General features: G+C 62.9%; 16 protein-coding genes, 1 tRNA gene, 1 other RNA gene and 1 pseudogene. 7 read left to right on the top strand and 12 right to left on the bottom strand.

The genetic code is table 11. From position 1 onward, the window contains the following. The 7 genes from HMPREF2559_RS12665 to HMPREF2559_RS02450 all read right to left on the bottom strand — a co-directional run. Window positions 1–614: DUF3558 domain-containing protein (locus HMPREF2559_RS12665; protein ID WP_148138762.1), on the bottom strand; the 614-nt coding region annotated here is incomplete at its 3' end. A 237-nt stretch (window positions 615–851) separates the two neighbouring features. Continuing rightward, complete coding sequence (locus HMPREF2559_RS02425) at window positions 852–1,217, bottom strand: hypothetical protein (protein ID WP_066488496.1); 366 nt, start codon at window positions 1,215–1,217, stop codon at window positions 852–854. A gap of 76 nt (window positions 1,218–1,293) precedes the next feature. Further along, entirely contained in the window at window positions 1,294–2,703 is a 1,410-nt protein-coding gene (locus tag HMPREF2559_RS02430; RefSeq protein ID WP_070539432.1) for a ribonuclease catalytic domain-containing protein, read from the bottom strand. Window positions 2,704–2,731: 28 nt separating this feature from the next. After that, window positions 2,732–3,151: RNase P RNA component class A (gene rnpB, locus HMPREF2559_RS02435), an RNA gene on the bottom strand. A gap of 11 nt (window positions 3,152–3,162) precedes the next feature. Next, the gene (locus HMPREF2559_RS02440) at window positions 3,163–4,314 is read right to left on the bottom strand and encodes a bifunctional RNase H/acid phosphatase (RefSeq protein ID WP_070539434.1); all 1,152 of its coding nucleotides are present in this window, start codon (window positions 4,312–4,314) and stop codon (window positions 3,163–3,165) included. A gap of 21 nt (window positions 4,315–4,335) precedes the next feature. Further along, window positions 4,336–5,043: a zinc ribbon domain-containing protein gene (locus HMPREF2559_RS02445; protein WP_068802216.1), complete on the bottom strand. Its 708-nt coding sequence runs from the start codon at window positions 5,041–5,043 to the stop codon at window positions 4,336–4,338. Window positions 5,044–5,046: 3 nt separating this feature from the next. Continuing rightward, window positions 5,047–6,180: a Nif3-like dinuclear metal center hexameric protein gene (locus HMPREF2559_RS02450; RefSeq protein ID WP_070539436.1), complete on the bottom strand. Its 1,134-nt coding sequence runs from the start codon at window positions 6,178–6,180 to the stop codon at window positions 5,047–5,049. Window positions 6,181–6,226: 46 nt separating this feature from the next. On the opposite strand from HMPREF2559_RS02450, the gene HMPREF2559_RS02455 reads away from it, so the two are divergent. The 4 genes and pseudogenes from HMPREF2559_RS02455 (at window position 6,227) to HMPREF2559_RS02465 (ending at window position 8,997) form a co-directional block, all read left to right on the top strand. Then, window positions 6,227–6,727 (top strand): low molecular weight protein-tyrosine-phosphatase, encoded by a 501-nt coding sequence (locus HMPREF2559_RS02455; RefSeq protein ID WP_066488471.1) that lies wholly within the window; start codon window positions 6,227–6,229, stop codon window positions 6,725–6,727. 11 nt (window positions 6,728–6,738) lie between these two features. Continuing rightward, window positions 6,739–7,725, top strand: a complete 987-nt coding sequence (locus tag HMPREF2559_RS02460; protein WP_068801943.1) for an SURF1 family cytochrome oxidase biogenesis protein — start codon at window positions 6,739–6,741, stop codon at window positions 7,723–7,725. A gap of 340 nt (window positions 7,726–8,065) precedes the next feature. Then, a pseudogene (locus HMPREF2559_RS13215) lies at window positions 8,066–8,367 on the top strand (helix-turn-helix domain-containing protein); the annotation flags it as partial. A 204-nt stretch (window positions 8,368–8,571) separates the two neighbouring features. Next, complete coding sequence (locus HMPREF2559_RS02465) at window positions 8,572–8,997, top strand: hypothetical protein (protein WP_070539439.1); 426 nt, start codon at window positions 8,572–8,574, stop codon at window positions 8,995–8,997. 702 nt (window positions 8,998–9,699) lie between these two features. Here HMPREF2559_RS02465 and HMPREF2559_RS02470 read toward each other — a convergent pair. Together HMPREF2559_RS02470 and HMPREF2559_RS02475 are read right to left on the bottom strand one after the other, a co-directional pair. Then, window positions 9,700–9,775 (bottom strand) — tRNA-Val (locus HMPREF2559_RS02470). Between the two features lie 77 nt (window positions 9,776–9,852). After that, the gene (locus HMPREF2559_RS02475; RefSeq protein WP_066488459.1) at window positions 9,853–10,263 is read right to left on the bottom strand and encodes a DUF3052 domain-containing protein; all 411 of its coding nucleotides are present in this window, start codon (window positions 10,261–10,263) and stop codon (window positions 9,853–9,855) included. Window positions 10,264–10,539: 276 nt separating this feature from the next. Here HMPREF2559_RS02475 and aceE point away from each other — a divergent pair, with 276 nt between their 5' ends. Next, complete coding sequence (gene aceE / locus HMPREF2559_RS02480; protein ID WP_070539441.1) at window positions 10,540–13,296, top strand: pyruvate dehydrogenase (acetyl-transferring), homodimeric type; 2,757 nt, start codon at window positions 10,540–10,542, stop codon at window positions 13,294–13,296. Between the two features lie 71 nt (window positions 13,297–13,367). Here the strand turns inward: aceE and HMPREF2559_RS02485 are convergent, their stop codons facing one another. After that, window positions 13,368–14,336, bottom strand: a complete 969-nt coding sequence (locus HMPREF2559_RS02485) for an alpha/beta fold hydrolase (protein WP_066510289.1) — start codon at window positions 14,334–14,336, stop codon at window positions 13,368–13,370. Between the two features lie 38 nt (window positions 14,337–14,374). Here HMPREF2559_RS02485 and HMPREF2559_RS02490 point away from each other — a divergent pair, with 38 nt between their 5' ends. Continuing rightward, window positions 14,375–14,683 (top strand): acyl carrier protein, encoded by a 309-nt coding sequence (locus HMPREF2559_RS02490; protein WP_070539443.1) that lies wholly within the window; start codon window positions 14,375–14,377, stop codon window positions 14,681–14,683. Here HMPREF2559_RS02490 and HMPREF2559_RS02495 read toward each other — a convergent pair. After that, the gene (locus tag HMPREF2559_RS02495) at window positions 14,653–15,030 is read right to left on the bottom strand and encodes a hypothetical protein (protein ID WP_066488431.1); all 378 of its coding nucleotides are present in this window, start codon (window positions 15,028–15,030) and stop codon (window positions 14,653–14,655) included. The genes HMPREF2559_RS02490 and HMPREF2559_RS02495 overlap by 31 nt on opposite strands. A gap of 304 nt (window positions 15,031–15,334) precedes the next feature. Here HMPREF2559_RS02495 and HMPREF2559_RS02500 point away from each other — a divergent pair, with 304 nt between their 5' ends. Continuing rightward, window positions 15,335–16,321 carry a CE1 family esterase gene (locus HMPREF2559_RS02500; protein WP_070539445.1) on the top strand — a complete coding sequence of 329 codons (987 nt, stop codon included), beginning with the start codon at window positions 15,335–15,337 and terminating at the stop codon, window positions 16,319–16,321. Window positions 16,322–16,380: 59 nt separating this feature from the next. Here HMPREF2559_RS02500 and HMPREF2559_RS02505 read toward each other — a convergent pair whose 3' ends face one another. Continuing rightward, window positions 16,381–17,178 (bottom strand): serine hydrolase domain-containing protein, encoded by a 798-nt coding sequence (locus tag HMPREF2559_RS02505; protein WP_066510285.1) that lies wholly within the window; start codon window positions 17,176–17,178, stop codon window positions 16,381–16,383. Window positions 17,179–17,305: the final 127 nt, after the last annotated feature.

Consider the following 17,305-nt stretch of genomic DNA (forward strand, 5'->3'; position numbering starts at 1 on the left):
ACTACGTGTCCACGATTTGCGGGCAACCCCACTGACAAGTTCCGATAATGAATAGCGACCGTACCGCGCTCCGTTTCCAGCGCTACAAGACAACCTCGATCCTTTGATGAGTCAGAATTCTGACCTATCTTTGCAGCAGGTACTCCACTTACAGTGTCATCAAGTATCGCTACGCCGCGGCTCGGAAGATCGTCAACCGGAAAATCTTCAGAAGTCATGAACAAATTACCGCCATGCAGATCTCGCTGAAGTGGAACCAAAACACAGGGGTATGGCAGCAGATCCGAGACGGTTATTTCTTGAGTTCGGTATCCCAGTCGCTGCAACACTTCATCTGGGATTTCCTTACACGGCTCGAAAGGATCTGCTTGATAGGTTGCCAAATCAAAAGGTCCCGGTTCAGGCATCGACCAGCCGCCCAAATCAATTGACGCTTGGTCCTCTCGTGCTTCGTCGTCAGCGGTGTCTGGTGCAGGCGCCGCGGGGCTTGCGGCGGCGGCAGTTCCGACGGCAGTTCCGACGGCAGGCTGTGGCTCGGCGTCGCTGACGGTGCAGCCTGTGAGAAAGGCTGCAACTATGCCAAGGCACGCCACATTATGCAGTGGTCTTAACATGTATTTTCCTTAAAACTTCGATCAACAAATAAACGTTGGGGAGTTCAAGGAGTTCAACGCCGTCGGCTGGGGCCCGAAAGGCGTCCCCCTCTGCCCACCAAGCATGCCTGAAACTCGATGATTTGTCGCGTTGGAAACCAAAAATTCACTTTGCGCTGGCGGAAGGTTGAGCGGATAAAAAGAAGCGTGGGACGAACAAGTCGTTCGTCCCACGCTGTTGCACGCTGGCGCGGATGATTAGAAGAAATTCTTATAGCGAATCTGGAATTCTTCCTCGGTTTCACACTCGCCGTCGCCGTTCATTTCCCGCATGCCCTGTTCAAGGATGGCGTCGTACTCATCGGGGTCGTCGGGCACTGGGATGGGCGTGATGGTGGCCAGACGGTCCTCATGGGCGCGGCGCTGGCGTTCGCCTTCGACGACCTCGTCGATGTACTGGGCTTGGACGACTTCGCGGGCCACGGTCTCATTCATGCCGGTGGCGACAAGCTGGTTGAACGCGCCGCGGACGGTCTGCCGATACTCATCGACTTTGCTGTCATCACCGTAGAGTGCAGTGCATGCCTTCACGAGGCTGGCCTCAGATACTGGATAGTCCATCATCAATCCGGTCCTTCCTACTCAATGGGTGGATGGACCGACAGGCTAACAATCGCCCCTGCCACGAATGCCAGGAAAGCTAATCCGCAGGCCAGGCGAAGGCAACAGAGCGCGCGGCGGGATTGGCGCGCACGAGAGAGATGGCGGTTTCGGCGCCGGATTCGGGCGCACCGATGACGTCGGCGACGATGGGCGGCGTGGTGACGAACGCGCGGGCCTTGGACTTCTCGGGATCCGAGTCGAGGATGATCGAATCGAAGTTGGTGCCCACCCACGGGGCGAGGACGGTGGCCTCGGTGAGCTTGAGACAGGCGCGGTCGACTTGGGAGGCGACGGTGTTCGTGCGCTTCATTGTTTCCAGGAGATCATCTGCGCGGGAGGAGACCCACTCGGGCACAGGCTCGCCGGCAGACAGGGCGAGGCAGACCTCGGTGGCGAAGCGGTCCGCGAGACGGCGCAGCGGCGCGGTGACGTGGGCATAGTAGCCGCCGATACCGGCGTGGACCTCAGGCTCCTCGTCAGGGGTGAGCCACTGGTAGCCGGCGCCGCGGAGGAGGTACTGGGCTTCACGCATCGCGGCCATGCCACGCGGGGTATCGGGATCGACACTGAGCAAAAATTCCGAAATCGACTGGTCCGTAAGGTCGAAACCGAGTGCGGCGACTTCGGAGCGAAAGGAAGCCTCGGACTCAGGCGAAGCAGCCGGCAAGGTGCGCAAGAGCCCGACGCCGTGGGAGGCCATGAGCTGGCCCGCGCACATGCCGGTAAGAAGGGAGATCTCCGAGTTGAAGTCCATCACCTCGTAGCGCGGCTCGGCGAGCAATTCGAAGACAGTCTCGCCGGACTCGGTGGTGGTCTCCTCGACGGATTGGGAAGGCACGCGCAGGTTGATGGCGGAGCGGCGCAGGCTCGAAGCCTGGCGCAGGGCGCCGACCTCGGGCAGGAGCGCGATGGAGGAATGCAGGTGGCCTGCCACGAGATCGGCGTGGACGGCCTCGTAATCAAGTCGGGCGCGGGATTGGACGAGGGCGCGCTCGACGTCGAAGGAGGACACCTCGCCGGCAGAGTCAAGCTGGAAGGTCCAGAGGACGGCGGGGCGGGGTGCATCGGGAAGCAAGCTGGCGGCGTCCTCAGACAAGGCTGCGGGATGCAGGCGTGCGGGTTCGTCCGGCAGGTAGATGGTTTGGCCGCGCTTGAAGCCCTCGACTTCCAGCGGCGAGCCCGGCGCAATGAACGCCATAACATCAGCGATGGCGTAGTGGACGGTGTAGCCGGTGGCGGTGGCCTCGATGTGGACGGCCTGGTCCAAATCCATGGAGCCGGCCGGGTCGATGGTCACCAGCGGGGTGTCGCGCGCGTCGCGACGGATATCAGCGAAGCGGTCGCGCGCGTTGCGGGCTTCCTCCTCGACAGCGGGCGGGAAGGCACGCTCGATGCCGAATTCCTCGGCGACGGGTTGGAAATCGAGCGGGGCGGCATACAGCTTCATAGTGAGCCAGCCTAGCCGTTAAAAAGGGCGAATGAGTCGACCTATAAGCCGGATTCTGTACGCCGCCCGTGTGGGTGGCGCGACGAACATCCATCTAGACCAACCGTTGCCAGTTGGTTCAAGCAGCTACCTTCAGGCTTGGGCGAGCAGCCCTCAATCACCTGAGCAGGCCCGCCAGTGGCGAGCCGTGATGCCTTGCTCCCAGTGGGGTTTACCCAGCTACCGCCATCGCTGACGGTACTGGTGCGCTCTTACCGCACCGTTTCACCCTTACCGGGGACATCGCAAACGATGTCCCCGGCGGTCTACTTTCTGTTGCACTTGCCCGCGGGTCGCCCCGGGTTGCTGTTAGCAACCACCGTGCTCTGTGGAGTCCAGACTTTCCTCGGCGTCCGCTGGCCGCTGTCAAAGCGGTAGTTCGGCGCGTCGCGTTCGTCCGGTCGGCTCATTCGCGACTTTCTAGTTTAGCCCCAGGTGCGAGACATCGTTAATCGAGCGGACGAGCGAGCCTGAATCCCAGAACTCGACAACGGAGACGGAGGCCAGGTCGAGGAAGATGTGGTTTACGGTCGCGGCGCCGGTGCCGAGGGCCTGGCGCAGGAGATCCTTGATGGGGCCCACGTGGCTTACCACGAGGACGGTCTTTCCGGGGTACTCATCGACGAGGGCGCGGCGGGCTTTGAGCACGCGGCGGTGCAGCGCCTGCTGGGACTCGCCGCCCGGCGGGGCGATGGACGTGTCCTCGAGCCACTCGGAGTGTAGTTCGGGGTCGCGCTGGTGGGCTTCGTCGAAGGTGTGGCCTTCCCAGGCACCAAAGTCCATCTCGCGCAGGTTGTCGGCGGTGAGCACGGGCAGGTTCACAGCGGAGCCGACAGCCTGCGCGGTGTCGCGGCAGCGTTGCAAAGGGCTCGAGACGATGGCATCTATGCTCCAGCGGGAGGCGGCGCGGGCGGCGGCCTCGGCTTGGGCGCGGCCCGCGGAGGACAGCTCAGCGTCGGTGCGCCCGGCGTACTGGTGGGCCTCGCTCATGGCGGTGGCACCGTGCCGCAGGAGGATGAGGCGCGTGACGGGTCCGCGCTCCCCGAGCCAGGACAGGTTGGAGGCAGGAATAGGGGTCTCCGAGTCAGAGGCCGGCGCGGGGGCGGGAGACGGAGTCTCGGTAGCGGGGGCATCGGCACGCTGGACAATGCCGACGGGGTGCCCGGCAGCACAGGCGTCCATGGCGTCGTTGGACAGGGCGTCGGCCACCTTGTTCTTCGCACGCGGGACCCAGGTAATGGAAAAAGACTGGAAGCCAGAGATGATCCGGCGGGCCTCGAGCGCGAGCTTTTGCATGTCCGGGTGCTTGATTTTCCAGCGCCCGGAAATCTGCTCGACGACGAGCTTGGAGTCCATGTAGGTCTCCACCTCGGTGGCACCTAGGTCGCGGGCGGCCTCGAGGCCACGCAGGAGTCCGTGGTACTCGGCGACGTTATTGGTAGAACCCTTGCCCACGACGTAGGCGATTTCACGCAGGACGGTGACTCCGTCCGCGGCGTAGACGACGGTGCCGGAGCCGGCGACGCCGGGGTTGCCGCGCGAGCCGCCGTCCGTGTACATGACGACCTTCATTGACCAGCCTTTAAAAAATAGTTAGCGAACGAGGAGCGCGCCGCAGTCCGGGCACTCGGGCAGCTCTTCTGGAGCGGCGCCGCGGATGGAGCCCACGGCGGCCGGCGGGAGCTCGATGTAGCAGGATCCGCACGCGCGGTTCTTGAACTTCGCGGCGCCCACGCCGTTTTCGACGCGGAGGCGGTCGTATTCCTCGAGCACGTCCGTGGGCAGCAGGTCGCGCAGCTCAGAGATGCGCACCGTGGGATCCGGCTGGGCCTCGAGGGCATCGCGGGCAGCCTGAGCTTCGCGGCGGGCGGCCTCAAGCTGACGCTCGGCCTCGGAAATCTGGGCGCCGTGGACGTCCACGTTGTTGCGCAGCGCGTGAATCTCGTTGTGGGCTTCCTGCAGCTCGCTCATGAGATCCGCAATGCGAGACTTCGCGGTGTAGCGGTCGTGCTCCAGGTCACGGCGCTTTTCCGGGTCGAGCTCCGCGGTGAGCTGCGCCTTGTCGTCGCGCTCGCGGCGACGCAGCTTGCGCTCGTCAGACTGGATGCGCAGAATCTCCGCCTCCATATCGTCCACAGCCATCTGGGCCGAACCCGCGGCGTTGCGCAGGCGGGCGAGCTTCTGTTCCTGCTTGGCGACTTCCTTCTCCTCAGGCAGCTGTTCATCTACAGCCACGCCCTGGGAGCGCTGAAGGTTCGCCAACTCGAGCAGTACCTCGTGCAGTTCTACGCGCAGTTTCATAGTTCAGTTCTCCTTGTGTGCGCTGATCGTCCATGGGTCGGTGCGCAACTCGATAATCTCGGCGCTGACGCCGGTTGCCTCCACCACAATATCGCGCGCCTGCCCGGTCCACGGAAATTCGCTCGCCCAATGTGCGGCATCGATCACCGCGATATCGTGTGCGCGCAAGGTCTCATCCACCGGATGGTGGCGCAGATCCGAGGTCACGTACACATCCGCGCCGAGCTTCGCCGCCGCCTCCAGGAAGCTATCGCCCGAGCCGGAGCTCACCGCGACGGTCTCCACCGTCCGGTCCGGGTCGCCGGCCGCGCGCACGCCCCACACCGTCTCCGGCAGAGCATTGGCCACCTGCTGCGTAAATTCCCGCAGACGCATAGGCCGCTCAAGCTTGCCGATGCGCCCCAGCCCCAGCGCCGTGTCCAGGTCCTTACGGCCGACTGTCTCGACGATCTCGAAAGCCGGCACCTCGTACGGATGCGCCTCAAAGATCGCCTGTTCAATGGCACCGCGCTTCGAGGAGGGCGCGACAAATTCCACGCGCAGTTCGTCGACGCGCTCAAGCTTTCCGATGTCCCCTTCCGTCGGGTTGGCTCCCTCCACCGGCTTGAATTGGCCCTGGCCCGCAAATTCGAAGGAGCACTCGTGGTAATTGCCGATGGCGCCAGCGCCCGCGGCGAAGACGGCGGCCTTGACGGTCTCGGCATCCTTGGCCGGGACGTGGAGTCCCCAGTGGTCGATGACCTCAGGGTCGACCGGCACGATGGGACGGCCAGGCTTTATGCCCACGAGCTCGGCGAGGCGATCGTTCACACCCGGGCGGGCCTTGTCCGCGTTGGTATGCGCGGCGAAAAGGGCAACCCCTCCGGCGAGGAGGGTGTGGACGACCTTGCCCTTAGGGGTATCGGCAGCAACGCTTGTCACGCCGCGCAGCAGCAGAGGATGATGGACGATGAGCATGTCGGCGCCGATCGCCACGGCACGCTCGGCGACGGCCTGCGTGCAGTCGAGCGCGAAGGCTACTTTCTTCACCTCGGCCGCGGGGTCGCCGCAGATAAGCCCCACCGCATCCCACTTCTCCGCCAGGTGCGGCGGGTAGGCCGCATCCATCACCGCGCGAATGTCGCCAACAGTAGTCATAATCTCGCTTTCTCGTTTCAGGCTCTGGCCCACTATCCTAGACGCCATGACCACACCTCATGTCGACTCCGGCGAGCCGGATAAGCGCCTGCACCTCGTCTTTGTTTGCACCGGCAATATCTGCCGCTCCCCCATGGCCGAGGTCATTGTCCGCGACGCCATGGAAAACGACATGCTCGATCTCGCCGCCCGTACCTCTTCGTGCGGCCTCGGCGGCTGGCACGTGGGCCAGGGCGCGGACGAGCGCGCCATCGCCGAACTGCGCCGCGCTGGCCACGACGGCGCCGCCCACCGCGCCGCCCAGCTGGGCGAAGAACACATGGACGCCGACCTCTTTATCGCCATGGACTCCGGCCACCGCGAGGAACTCCTCAAGCGCGGCGTTGATCCGGAGCGCGTCGTCCTCATGCGCTCCTTCGACCCGAATGCGTCTGGCCCCGATGTCGCTGACCCGTATTACGGGACGGAGGACGACTTCACGACGACCCGCAAGAACATCGAAGCGGCGGTTCCCGGGCTACTCGATTGGATTCGCGAGAACGCGTAGACTTCCCAACTGTGTTGAAGACGTTTCTCAAGCCCCAGTGGGTTCTGCTCACGCTCTTCGTCGTGGTCTTTTCCTACTTCGCATTCACCACGCTCGCGCCGTGGCAGCTGGGCAAGGACCACGACATCGTCGAGCGCAATCACGAGATCGAGGCCGCCTACGAGTCCGATCCCGTCCCGCTCATTGATGCGGTGACGTCCACCGGCGAAATCGCCAACAAGGAATGGACCCGCGTCACGCTGCAGGGTCGCTACCTCGCGGACAAGGAAGTCCTCCTGCGTCTGCGCCCCGTCGAGTCCGGCCCCACGTATCAGTCGCTCGTGCCCTTCGAAACGAACGACGGACTCACCATGCTCGTCGACCGCGGCTGGGTCGCCGCCGGCGAGGGCAACGCTGTGCCGACCATCGAGCCGGTACCCACCGGCGAGGTCACGCTCACCGCGATGCTGCGCACCGCCGAGCGCGTCCACACCTCCGCCCCCATCGAGGACCAGGGCTACACGCAGGTCTACTCCATCAACCCCGGCCAGGTGGGCAAGCTTGAGAACCTCACGCTGGGCACGGACTACGTCCAAATTTCCCACGACGACCAGCCCGGCGTGCTCAACCCCATTCCGGTCCCCCAACTCGACCGCGGCTCGCACCTGTCCTACGGCTTCCAGTGGATCGCCTTCGGCATCATGGCTCCGCTAGGCCTTATCTACTTCGTCTACGCCGAGCTGCGTGAACGCCGCCGCCTGCGCGAAGAAGAAGCCGCCATGGCTGCCGCCGCGACGACCGACGCCGAGGCCGCGGGTTCCGCGCCGGAGCCTTCGCCAGAACCGGCTGAGTCCTCTGAGTCTGCGGAATCTGCTCAAACAGCTGCAGCGCCTGCCGAGACCGCAACACCCGCGACCACCCCCGCTGCGCCCGCGTCGCGCCGTTCCCGCACGCGCTACGGCGACGCGAAGCCGGACTACTACGAGAAGTTCAACAAGCGCGGGCGCGAGCGCTTCTAGCCAGACTCTGGGACGCCCTCGCCACGTCAGTTGATTGAACCTAAGGACGGCTTTCGCGACGGCGGACCGGATTAAGTTCAAGGAAGTGTGCGGCTCATACACGAAACCCCGTTCTGGGAGCCAGAACGGGGTTTCTTGTGGTGCGGCATGAGGTGTCTGGTTCCGTGACATCGATCCGCTATGTCTCGCGACATCGATCCGCCCACCCACGCCCCTGATGTCCGACAACACCGTTCCGCTGTTCCACCCAAACTAAGCCGGCCTGCACAAATGAGTCCAACTGAAGCCCCCGGCGATGTAGCGAGACATCGATCCGCCCATTTCCAGCCACAATCAGCACATGGGAAAGCAACAAACCTCCAACTGCGTCATCGTCGAGACCATCCTTATGACCGGCATGAAACACACCGACGCAGCCGAACTCTTCGGCGTAAGCACCCGATGGATCCGCACCCTCCTAAGCGCTACCGCCACGGCGGCCTACAAGCCCTAGAACCCCAATCCAAACGCCCGCACACCAACCCCCGAGCAACCCCGACACAGATCGTTAAACGCATCCTCGAACTGCGCCAGGAACTCACCGACACCGGCCAAGACAACGGCGCCCACACCATCCGCTGGCACCTCGAAAAAGAAGGAACTGAAGTGCCCCGAGTTTTGTTCCTAGGCATTTGCCTTGATCGTTATTATTTCCTGTGGCGGGATCTGCTTCCAAAAGGTCAAGTCCGCGTCCGTGGTTCGGGCGCTTGCCCGCATCCACATGTTGTTTTCGTCCTACGCCGCACCCCTGCAGGCGCTGGTAGCGTTTATACATACCGCAACCGACAGCCACGGGAGGCCTATTCTATGAACGGCGATGTTACTGTGCTGCTTGTATGCGCCGGGTTAGTGCTTGTCATGGTGCTCTACTGGACCTACTACATCCGGTGCGTGCGGAGGCAACCCAGATCGGAAAAGTGGTACGACGACGTCGACTTTGTAGGCGCAGAAAGTGATGGGGTCCTTTTCATTTATCCTTACTGCTCGCTCATTATGGGCGTTGGCGGCGCCATGGGGTTGGTCGCAAGTGCCAACCCTCCCGAGTTTGTCTACACGGTGCTGAAGGTTCCGCTCGTGGCAGCTTTCGTTGTCGGAGTCATTGGATTTACGGGCGCGGTTGGGGTTCCACTTCCGTGGCCTTTTGTTCCGCGTTGGGTCGTCGATATCCGCAAAGCAAAGCGTGCCCAAAGGCGTGAGCGCAGACAAGCCAGAAAAAGAGAAAAGGCAGAATAGGCCTGGCAGCTTTTCCCGTGTTCGAAGTTCGTCGGAAATCTCCGCTATCTGGCTGCAGGTTCTCCAGCCCAGTAGTAAAGCAACTGAAGATGGTTTGAGGCGTTTGGGGCCAAACTCTGCTTTGGTGATGTACATCAACACGGAGAGGAATCCGTAGATGAAGGCCGCTAGAGCAGTAGTCGTGGTAGTCAACGGGTTTGAGTATTCAGAGGTTGGAGAGCCCGATTCTCCTTTGGATGGGGCTTTAACGGCGCACCGTGATGCAAAACAAAGCTTTGCGTGACCTGGGTACGGGGCTAAGGAATAGAAGGGGATGCGGACGAAATCTTAGATGTCGACGGGCACTATTCCACGGTCGTGTTTCCCGATTGGGTCATTGAGCCCACCGGCGTCATGGGTGAGATGAGGCAAAGTAACCCTCAGATGGAAAGGGCAACTGCGCAAACTCTACGTCGGACGAAAACACGCAACAGCCGACATCAACCTCGTATGCATCAACAACAACATCACAGCAGTAGACCCTCACACCGGAGAAATATGGGACAAACACAAACTCGACGAATCAAAGAAATACCACCCAAACTTACTGGGTCAGGACCCACCAAATGAGGCTTAAGGGACATTGTCCCTTAACCCATGAACCCCCGAAAAATAATTAAAATCTCGCGACATCGATAGGAACGATTTCGCGAGACTTCAGAGTGGTGCGGCATGAGGGGCTCGAACCCCCGACCTACTGGGTGTAAACCAGTTGCTCTCCCAGCTGAGCTAACGCCGCGTGAATGCCGGCCGCGCGGAGCGCGTCACAACACTCAAGAAAGTGTATAGGACGCGCGACGCCGGACAAAATGGGGGTTATTTCTTGGTGTAGCCGCGGCCGACGAGGCAGGAGCCTTGCCAGTCGCCGAGACGCTCCGCCTTGGTCTGGACGAGGCCGGCGAGCTGCGCGGACTCGGCAATCACGCCAGGGGCGATGGTGCCAGACAGGCCAGCACCCGGGGTCAAAAGCCAAATGGTGCCGTGGTCGGCGAGGGGGCGCAGTGCATCGACGAGGCCGTCGACCAAGTCGCCGTCCTCCTCGCGCCACCAGATGACAACGACGTCACACAATTCATCAGTTTCTTCATCGAGGAAATCGTCACCCAAGACATCTTCAATGGCTTCGGAGATGGCAGGGTCGCAGTCTTCGTCCCAACCCAGTTCCAGGGCGACCTGCCCCTCTTCGATGCCTAACTTGCGTGCGTAATCCTCCAATTGAGTGGTCATATCTGGGCACTTTAACGCATTATTAGGGAAAATTCTCGTTGTCCACGCCACTTTCGGTGGTTGCGGTGGGCAGGACACGGTGGGGCGAGGGGGCATCGGAAAGCGGGGCCGCAAAGGTAAAGGCCACAAAGTTAGCAATATTCACAGGACGACCGGGATTAAGCTGCAGGATTTAACACGAGAGATTCTTCACTTATCCTTAGCAAAGCTCCGGGGTCGTTTACGCGTATTCTGGAACGTACTGTTTTAAAAGCCCACCATTTGGAGGAATGCACCATGGCAGAATTGGAATCGCTCGGCAGCGACTCTAACTTCCCGCTCATCCGCGACGGCGTCGCGTCGTACATGCACGACACTGACCCGGAAGAAACTCGTGAGTGGATGGATTCTCTCGACGGTCTGCTGGAGGACAACACCCCGGAACGCGCGCGCTACCTCATGCTGCGCCTGCTGGAGCGTGCGTCTGCGAAGCGCGTGCCCATGCCGTCGCTGACCTCCACTGACTTCGTGAACACCATCCCCACCACCCTCGAGCCCGAGTTCCCTGGTGATGAGGAACTGGAGAAGCGCTACCGCCGTTGGATCCGCTGGAACGCGGCCATTATGGTGCACCGCGCGCAGCGCCCGGGCGTTGGCGTGGGCGGCCACATCTCCACGTACGCAGGCGCAGCTCCGCTCTACGAGGTCGGCTTCAACCACTTCTTCAAGGGCAAGGACGATCCGTCCGGCGGCGACCAGGTTTTCTTCCAGGGCCACGCCTCCCCGGGCATGTACGCGCGCGCCTTCATGGAGGGCCGCCTGTCCGAGCATGACTTGGACGGCTTCCGCCAGGAGCACTCCCGCGGCGAGGGCGAGGGCCTTCCCTCCTACCCGCACCCGCGCGGCTTGCCGTGGTTCTGGGAGTTCCCGACCGTGTCCATGGGTCTCGGCCCGATTAACGCGATTTACCAGGCACGCTTCAACAAGTACCTGGAGCAGCGCGGCATCAAGGACACCTCAGACCAGCACGTGTGGGCATTCCTGGGCGACGGCGAGATGGACGAGCCGGAGTCTCGCGGTCTGCTGCAGATGGCGCCGCTCTACGGCCTAGACAACCTCACCTTCGTCATCAACTGCAACCTGCAGCGTCTCGACGGCCCGGTGCGTGGCAACACGCAGATCATCCAGGAGCTCGAGTCCTTCTTCACCGGCGCAGGCTGGGACGTCATCAAGATCATCTGGGGCCGCGAGTGGGACAAGCTCATTGAGGCCGATAAAGACGGCGCGCTCATCAACATCATGAACACCACGCCGGACGGTGACTACCAGACGTTCAAGGCGAATGACGGTGCGTACGTGCGTGAGCACTTCTTCGGCCGCGACGAGCGCACGCTCAAGTTGGTCGAGGACATGTCGGATGAGGAAATCTGGGCGCTGCGCCGCGGCGGCCACGACTACCGCAAGATCTACGCCGCCTACTCCAAGGCGCTGGAGAACCGCGGCACCGGCAAGCCGACCGTCATCCTGGCCCACACGATTAAGGGCTACGGCCTGGGCCACAACTTCGAGGGCCGCAACGCCACCCACCAGATGAAGAAGCTCACGCTGGAGGACCTCAAGCTCTTCCGCGACAAGCAGGGTATCCCGATTCCGGATGAGGTCCTCGAGGCCGATCCGTACAACCCGCCGTACTTCCACCCGGGCATGGATGCACCGGAGATCAAGTACATGCTCGAGCGTCGTAAAGAGCTGGGCGGCTTCCTGCCGGAGCGCCGCGCGGACTTCGAGCGTCTGCACGTGCAGGACATCGACAAGCTGCGTTCCGTGCGCAAGGGCTCGGGCAAGCAGAAGGTCGCCACGACCATGGCTCTGGTGCGTACCTTCAAGGAGATCATGCGCGACAAGGAGATTGGCAAGCGCATTGTCCCGATGATGCCAGACGAGGCCCGTACCTTCGGCCTGGATTCCTGGTTCCCGACGCTGAAGATCTGGAACCCCAAGGGCCAGAACTACGTGCCGGTCGACCACGACCTCATGCTCTCCTACCGTGAGTCCGAGACGGGCCAGATTCTCGCCGAGGGTCTGACCGAGGCCGGCGCCACCGCGTCGTTTACCGCGGCGGCGACGTCGTATGCGACGCAGGGCGAGGCCATGATCCCGCTCTACATCTTCTACTCGATGTTCGGTTTCCAGCGCACCGGCGACGCATTCTGGGCGGCGGCGGACCAGATGGCCCGCGGCTTCATCATCGGCGCCACGGCTGGCCGCACCACGCTCACGGGCGAGGGCCTGCAGCACATGGACGGCCACTCCCCGGTGCTCGCGTCCACGAACCCGGCGGTCGTCTCCTACGACCCGGCGTTCGCGTACGAGATTGCGCACCTCGTCCACCGCGGTATTGACCGCATGTACGGCGACAACGACGAGGCCATCATGTACTACCTCACCGTGTACAACGAGCCGGTCCACCAGCCGGCCGAGCCGGAGAACCTCGACGTCGAGGGTCTCCATCGCGGTATCTACCACTACTCCACCCCGGAGAAGGGTTCGATTCCGGCCAACATCCTGGCTTCTGGCGTGGGTGTCCACCAGGCGCTGCGCGCACAGGAGATCCTGGCGGAGAACTACGACGTTAAGGCCTCGCTGTTCTCCGTGACCTCGTGGGTCGAGCTGGCCCGCGATGGCGCCGCCAAGGCCAAGGCTGCTCTGCAGAAGGGCCAGGAGCCGGAGAAGGCGTTCGCCACGCAGCAGCTCGAGGGCTTCGACGGCCCGTTCGTGGGTGTCTCTGACTTCACCACGGACCTGCAGGAAATGATCCGTCCGTACGTCCCGGGCACCTATATCGCGCTGGGTACCGACGGCTTTGGCTTCTCCGATACACGTGAGGCGGCTCGCCGCTTCTTCAACTCGGATACCGAATCCATCGTAGTGGCCGTGCTCTCGGGCCTGGCCCAGGACGGCACGATCGACCGCTCCGTCGCCGAGCAGGCTGCGAAGGACCTCCACCTGGATGATCCGACGAAGACCTACTCCACGAGCACCGACGAGGAGTAATTCCACGCCGCGCTCATGAAAAGCCCGTCAGCAGTTCTGCTGGCGGGCTTTCGGCATACGCGGTGCGTATGTCAGCGTTGAGCGAGGACCGGCTCGATAAGCTCGGCGAGCGCTTGGGAGACGGCCTCGGGTTCTTCGAGGATGACCATGTGGCCGGAGCCGTCGACGACGCGGAGCTCGGCCTCGGGCCAGTGGGAGCAGATGAGCTCGGACTGGGAGCGCGGGGTGACGATATCCATGGAGCCGACGAGGACGATGCCGGGCAGGCCGGCGAGGCGGTCCGCGGCGGCGAGCTCGGAGTGGTCGACGAGGTCGTCGAAGAAACCTACAAAGGAATCGAGCGGGGTGTCGAGCAGCATGTCGACGTGGAATTCGAGGCGTTCCATGCGGGGATAACCGGTCACGCCGGCGGCGAAGATGGGCGCGATGATGCGCGCGATGCGCTGGCGGGCGCGGTTGACCTTGTTGGGTAGGCGCTGGGCGGCGTCGTAGAGGGCTTCCGCGGCGTGGGTCTGGAGAAGCGCCGCGACGCCAGTCTCTGCGAAGGGACGCATGGACGTGGAAATAAGAAGCACCCCGGCGATGCGCTCGTAGTCCTCAACAGGCAGGCGGCGAATGAGGTTTTCGACGACCATGCCTCCGAGCGAATGGCCCACGATAATGAGCGGCCCGGTGGGTGCCTGGGCGGTAAGGATGGCAGCGACGTCATCCGCGGCGTCGTCGACGGTGCAGTCCTCGGCCGGGACGCGGTCCGAGCTGCCGTGCCCGCGAAGGTCGAGCAGCACCGCACGCACGCGCGGATACGACGCGCGCAGGAAGTCAACCTGGTCGTAGAAGCTCTCCGCCGCGAGACCGTAACCGTGAACGAAGATAACGGTGACGGGGGCATCGGAAGGCTCGGGGCCCGAGGTATACCAGGCGATGCCATCGGACATGTCGTGGGAGTACGGCTGTGTGAGGCCGGGGTGGCGGTCGTGAGTGTGGCGGCGGCGCCAAACCTGGGTGGCGGTGCGCACACGGCGGCGGGATGGGGTGGACATAACACGTCTAGTCTAGTCGCTCACTTACACTGGTACGCATGGCCGATGGACAAGACTTTGCCGCGCAGCTGCGCGCAGCGCTGGGAAGAGAAGAACACGAGGATAAGCCCGCCGCGATGGATACGTATGGGGAGCTCGCGCGGCTCATCACCCAGGTCGCGGGGGTGGAGGAACCGGCGCGTGAAGACCGGCTGGAAGATGTGGGGATTACGTCGCTCAACCTGATTGAGCTGACGGTGCGCGCGGAAGAGCGCTTCAAGGTCCGCTTCGATGAGGGCACCGCCGCGGCCTTTGAGACCGTGGGCGAGGTCGCCGACTACATCGACACGCGGACCGAGAAGCAGTAGCGCTGCGCGAGATCGCGCACCGCCGTCTCCAGCGCGTGCAGCTCCGCTTGAGTACCCGTGAGTACCTGGCGGCAGCCAATGCCCGGCGGCACGGCGTCAAACTCGCTGCCTGCACCTGCGGCAAGAGCCGCGAGATCCTGGCCCGGCCAGTCCTTGTACCAGCGGGTACACCACTGAGCCGTGAGGGGATCATCGCCCGGGATCTCCCACGTCGACGCGCTGGGCAGGCACGTGACCATGAGCTCTTCCACGCGCGGGCGCAGTCGAGCAGGCATACTCTCAATGATGAGCACGCCGGAGGTTATCGGGCGCACTGGCGCCGAGGGTTCGGCGGCAGTGGTTTTCACGCATGTTTCCACAAGCCGAATACCTTTCATTTCCTGTTACAAGACGAGCATCGTCTTCCCCAACGAACCGACTCGAACAGTTTTGTGAAATGACATCGGATGTAATTACCGTGCGTAACGCAACCCATTTTGTTCCCCTCCAGTCACACGAGCAACCCTAAACCCCTGCTTCAACCCCCATTTACTGAAGTTTCACTTGAGACTTAGAACTTCCCTGTGACCGCGCCCCGCAGATCGTTACAGCGCAACGAAATCATCACAAAAGTTAGGGTTTCGATACCTTGCCCCGCTACTCTTAGACCTCATGTTGAAGACTTTTGCTACTCGCGTGGCTGCCCTCGCCTCCGCCACGGTTCTGTGGACCTCCGTCGGCCTGCCCGTCGCGAACGCCCTCACGAGCTCGGACATGAGCTCCACCTCGAGCAAGGGCTCGAGCAACGGCTCCTCCATCTCTGACGCGTTCACGCTGTCGTCAAAGTTGGGCCAGGCCCTCACCATGGGCAATGGCACGACGACCCATTCCACGAAGAAGGTTTCCGTCTCCGGCCAGGGCACGCGCTCCTACGAGCTCTACGTCCCCTCCGACTATGACTCATCCCGCGACTACCCCGTCGTCTTCGCTTACTCCGGCATGGACTTCGATGGCTCAGACATGCACGGCCACTCCCACTTTGAGCGTGCCACGGGCTCCGATGCCATCGTCGTCTACCCCAACCCGCGCGCGAGCGTCAACGGCGGCCTGGCGTGGGAAGGCCCCAACTACGCCACGACGAGCCGCGGCGAGGACGTCGCCTTCACCAAGGCCATCCTCAATGACGTAGCCAATAGCTACTCCGTCGACCGCAGCCGCGTCTACGCCACCGGCCTGTCCAACGGCGGCGGCATGGCGCTCGCCGCCGCGTGCCAGGCCCCGGAGACCTTCGCCGCCGTTGCCGGCGTCTCCACCGCCGCGTACACGCGTATCTTCGACGGCTGCACAGGCCAGGTGCCCACGCTGCTCATCCACGGCACCGACGACAAGATTGCGCCGTACTACAACGATGGTTCCAACGGCCACGGCGGTTCCTACTACGCCACCCGCGGCGCCTGGGAGCGCATCGGCAAGCGCAACGCCTGCGACACCTCCGGCGCGTCCATGCGCACCGGCTCCGGCAACGGCTACAACTCCTTCAGCTACTCCGGCTGCCTCGCTGAGACCACGCTCTACCGCGTGAACGGCGGCAGCCACACGTGGTTTGCCTCCAACCCCAACGCCACGCGCGAGGTGTGGAACTTCTTCCAGCGCCACTAGCTTCCCGCTAGCCTGTCCGTGCCCCGGTCCTGCCGGGGTATTTTTATGCCTCCAGCTTTTTATGACTGCAGCTCGCTCCAGATCGCCGAGTTCGTCTCCGCCCACAGCGGCTTGGCCCAGTCCCCGAAGTCGTGGTCAGTGAGCATGACCATAGCTTTCCCCTCCGCCAGCCAGAGGTAGGTTCCCGACATACCAAAGTGCCCCGCAGCCTCCGCGGGCAACGAGCCCATCCAGTGCTCCTTGTCCCCGTGGAGCTCGAAGCCCAGGCCCCAGGAGCAGTCCTTAAAGGAGCCATAGCCTGGCACGAGGCCGCGCAGGCCCGGGAACTGCGGCGTGAGCATTTCCTCGACCGTTGTGGGGTGCAACAACTGCGGGTCGAGCACCTCGCGGGCGAACCGGACCAGGTCGTCCACCGTCGTGTCAAGGCCGTGTCCCGCCGAGCCAACCAAAGCCGAATCCTTCATTCCCAGTGGTTCGAAGACGCCCTCGCGCAAGTACTCCGGAAACTCCATGCCGGTGGCTTCCGCCACGATATCCGCGGCCCATTCATAGCCCGCTGAGGAATAGATGCGCCGCTCCCCCACGGGCTTCTGCGACTCGCGCGTATCAAACCCCACACCAGACGCGTGCGCCAACAGATGCCGAAGCGTGGAACCGGAAGGCCCCGCCGGCTGGTCGAGCTCCACCGCCCCCTCCTCGACGGCGAGCATGATGCCGTAGGCCACCACAGGTTTGGTCACCGAGGCAATCGAATACACGCGGGACGTATCCCCCAACGTCCGAACATCACCGTCTACAAGCAACGCGGCGGAGACATGGTCAGCCGGGAAATCGGCCACAGAATCAAAGGCAGTCATAGGACCCTAGCCTAGCGAACCCGCCCGCACGCCGACGCACATCAACTGAATAAAAGTACCGCTCGGTCTAGTCTTTTGAGCGTGTCCTGTCGCACAATCAATGGCAACACATTCCTCGATCTCTCTT

Source organism: Corynebacterium sp. HMSC072G08 (assembly GCF_001809185.1).
Lineage (GTDB): Bacteria > Actinomycetota > Actinomycetes > Mycobacteriales > Mycobacteriaceae > Corynebacterium > Corynebacterium phoceense.

Bases quoted from the DNA above. Each gene is read 5' to 3' on its own strand.
- HMPREF2559_RS02425 (WP_066488496.1), bottom strand. From the start codon at position 1,217: ATGATGGACTATCCAGTATCTGAGGCCAGCCTCGTGAAGGCATGCACT.
- HMPREF2559_RS02430 (WP_070539432.1), bottom strand. From the start codon at position 2,703: ATGAAGCTGTATGCCGCCCCGCTCGATTTCCAACCCGTCGCCGAGGAA.
- HMPREF2559_RS02440 (WP_070539434.1), bottom strand. From the start codon at position 4,314: ATGAAGGTCGTCATGTACACGGACGGCGGCTCGCGCGGCAACCCCGGC.
- HMPREF2559_RS02445 (WP_068802216.1), bottom strand. From the start codon at position 5,043: ATGAAACTGCGCGTAGAACTGCACGAGGTACTGCTCGAGTTGGCGAAC.
- HMPREF2559_RS02450 (WP_070539436.1), bottom strand. From the start codon at position 6,180: ATGACTACTGTTGGCGACATTCGCGCGGTGATGGATGCGGCCTACCCG.
- HMPREF2559_RS02455 (WP_066488471.1), top strand. From the start codon at position 6,227: ATGACCACACCTCATGTCGACTCCGGCGAGCCGGATAAGCGCCTGCAC.
- HMPREF2559_RS02465 (WP_070539439.1), top strand. From the start codon at position 8,572: ATGAACGGCGATGTTACTGTGCTGCTTGTATGCGCCGGGTTAGTGCTT.
- HMPREF2559_RS02475 (WP_066488459.1), bottom strand. From the start codon at position 10,263: ATGACCACTCAATTGGAGGATTACGCACGCAAGTTAGGCATCGAAGAG.
- aceE (WP_070539441.1), top strand. From the start codon at position 10,540: ATGGCAGAATTGGAATCGCTCGGCAGCGACTCTAACTTCCCGCTCATC.
- HMPREF2559_RS02485 (WP_066510289.1), bottom strand. From the start codon at position 14,336: ATGTCCACCCCATCCCGCCGCCGTGTGCGCACCGCCACCCAGGTTTGG.
- HMPREF2559_RS02490 (WP_070539443.1), top strand. From the start codon at position 14,375: ATGGCCGATGGACAAGACTTTGCCGCGCAGCTGCGCGCAGCGCTGGGA.
- HMPREF2559_RS02500 (WP_070539445.1), top strand. From the start codon at position 15,335: ATGTTGAAGACTTTTGCTACTCGCGTGGCTGCCCTCGCCTCCGCCACG.
- HMPREF2559_RS02505 (WP_066510285.1), bottom strand. From the start codon at position 17,178: ATGACTGCCTTTGATTCTGTGGCCGATTTCCCGGCTGACCATGTCTCC.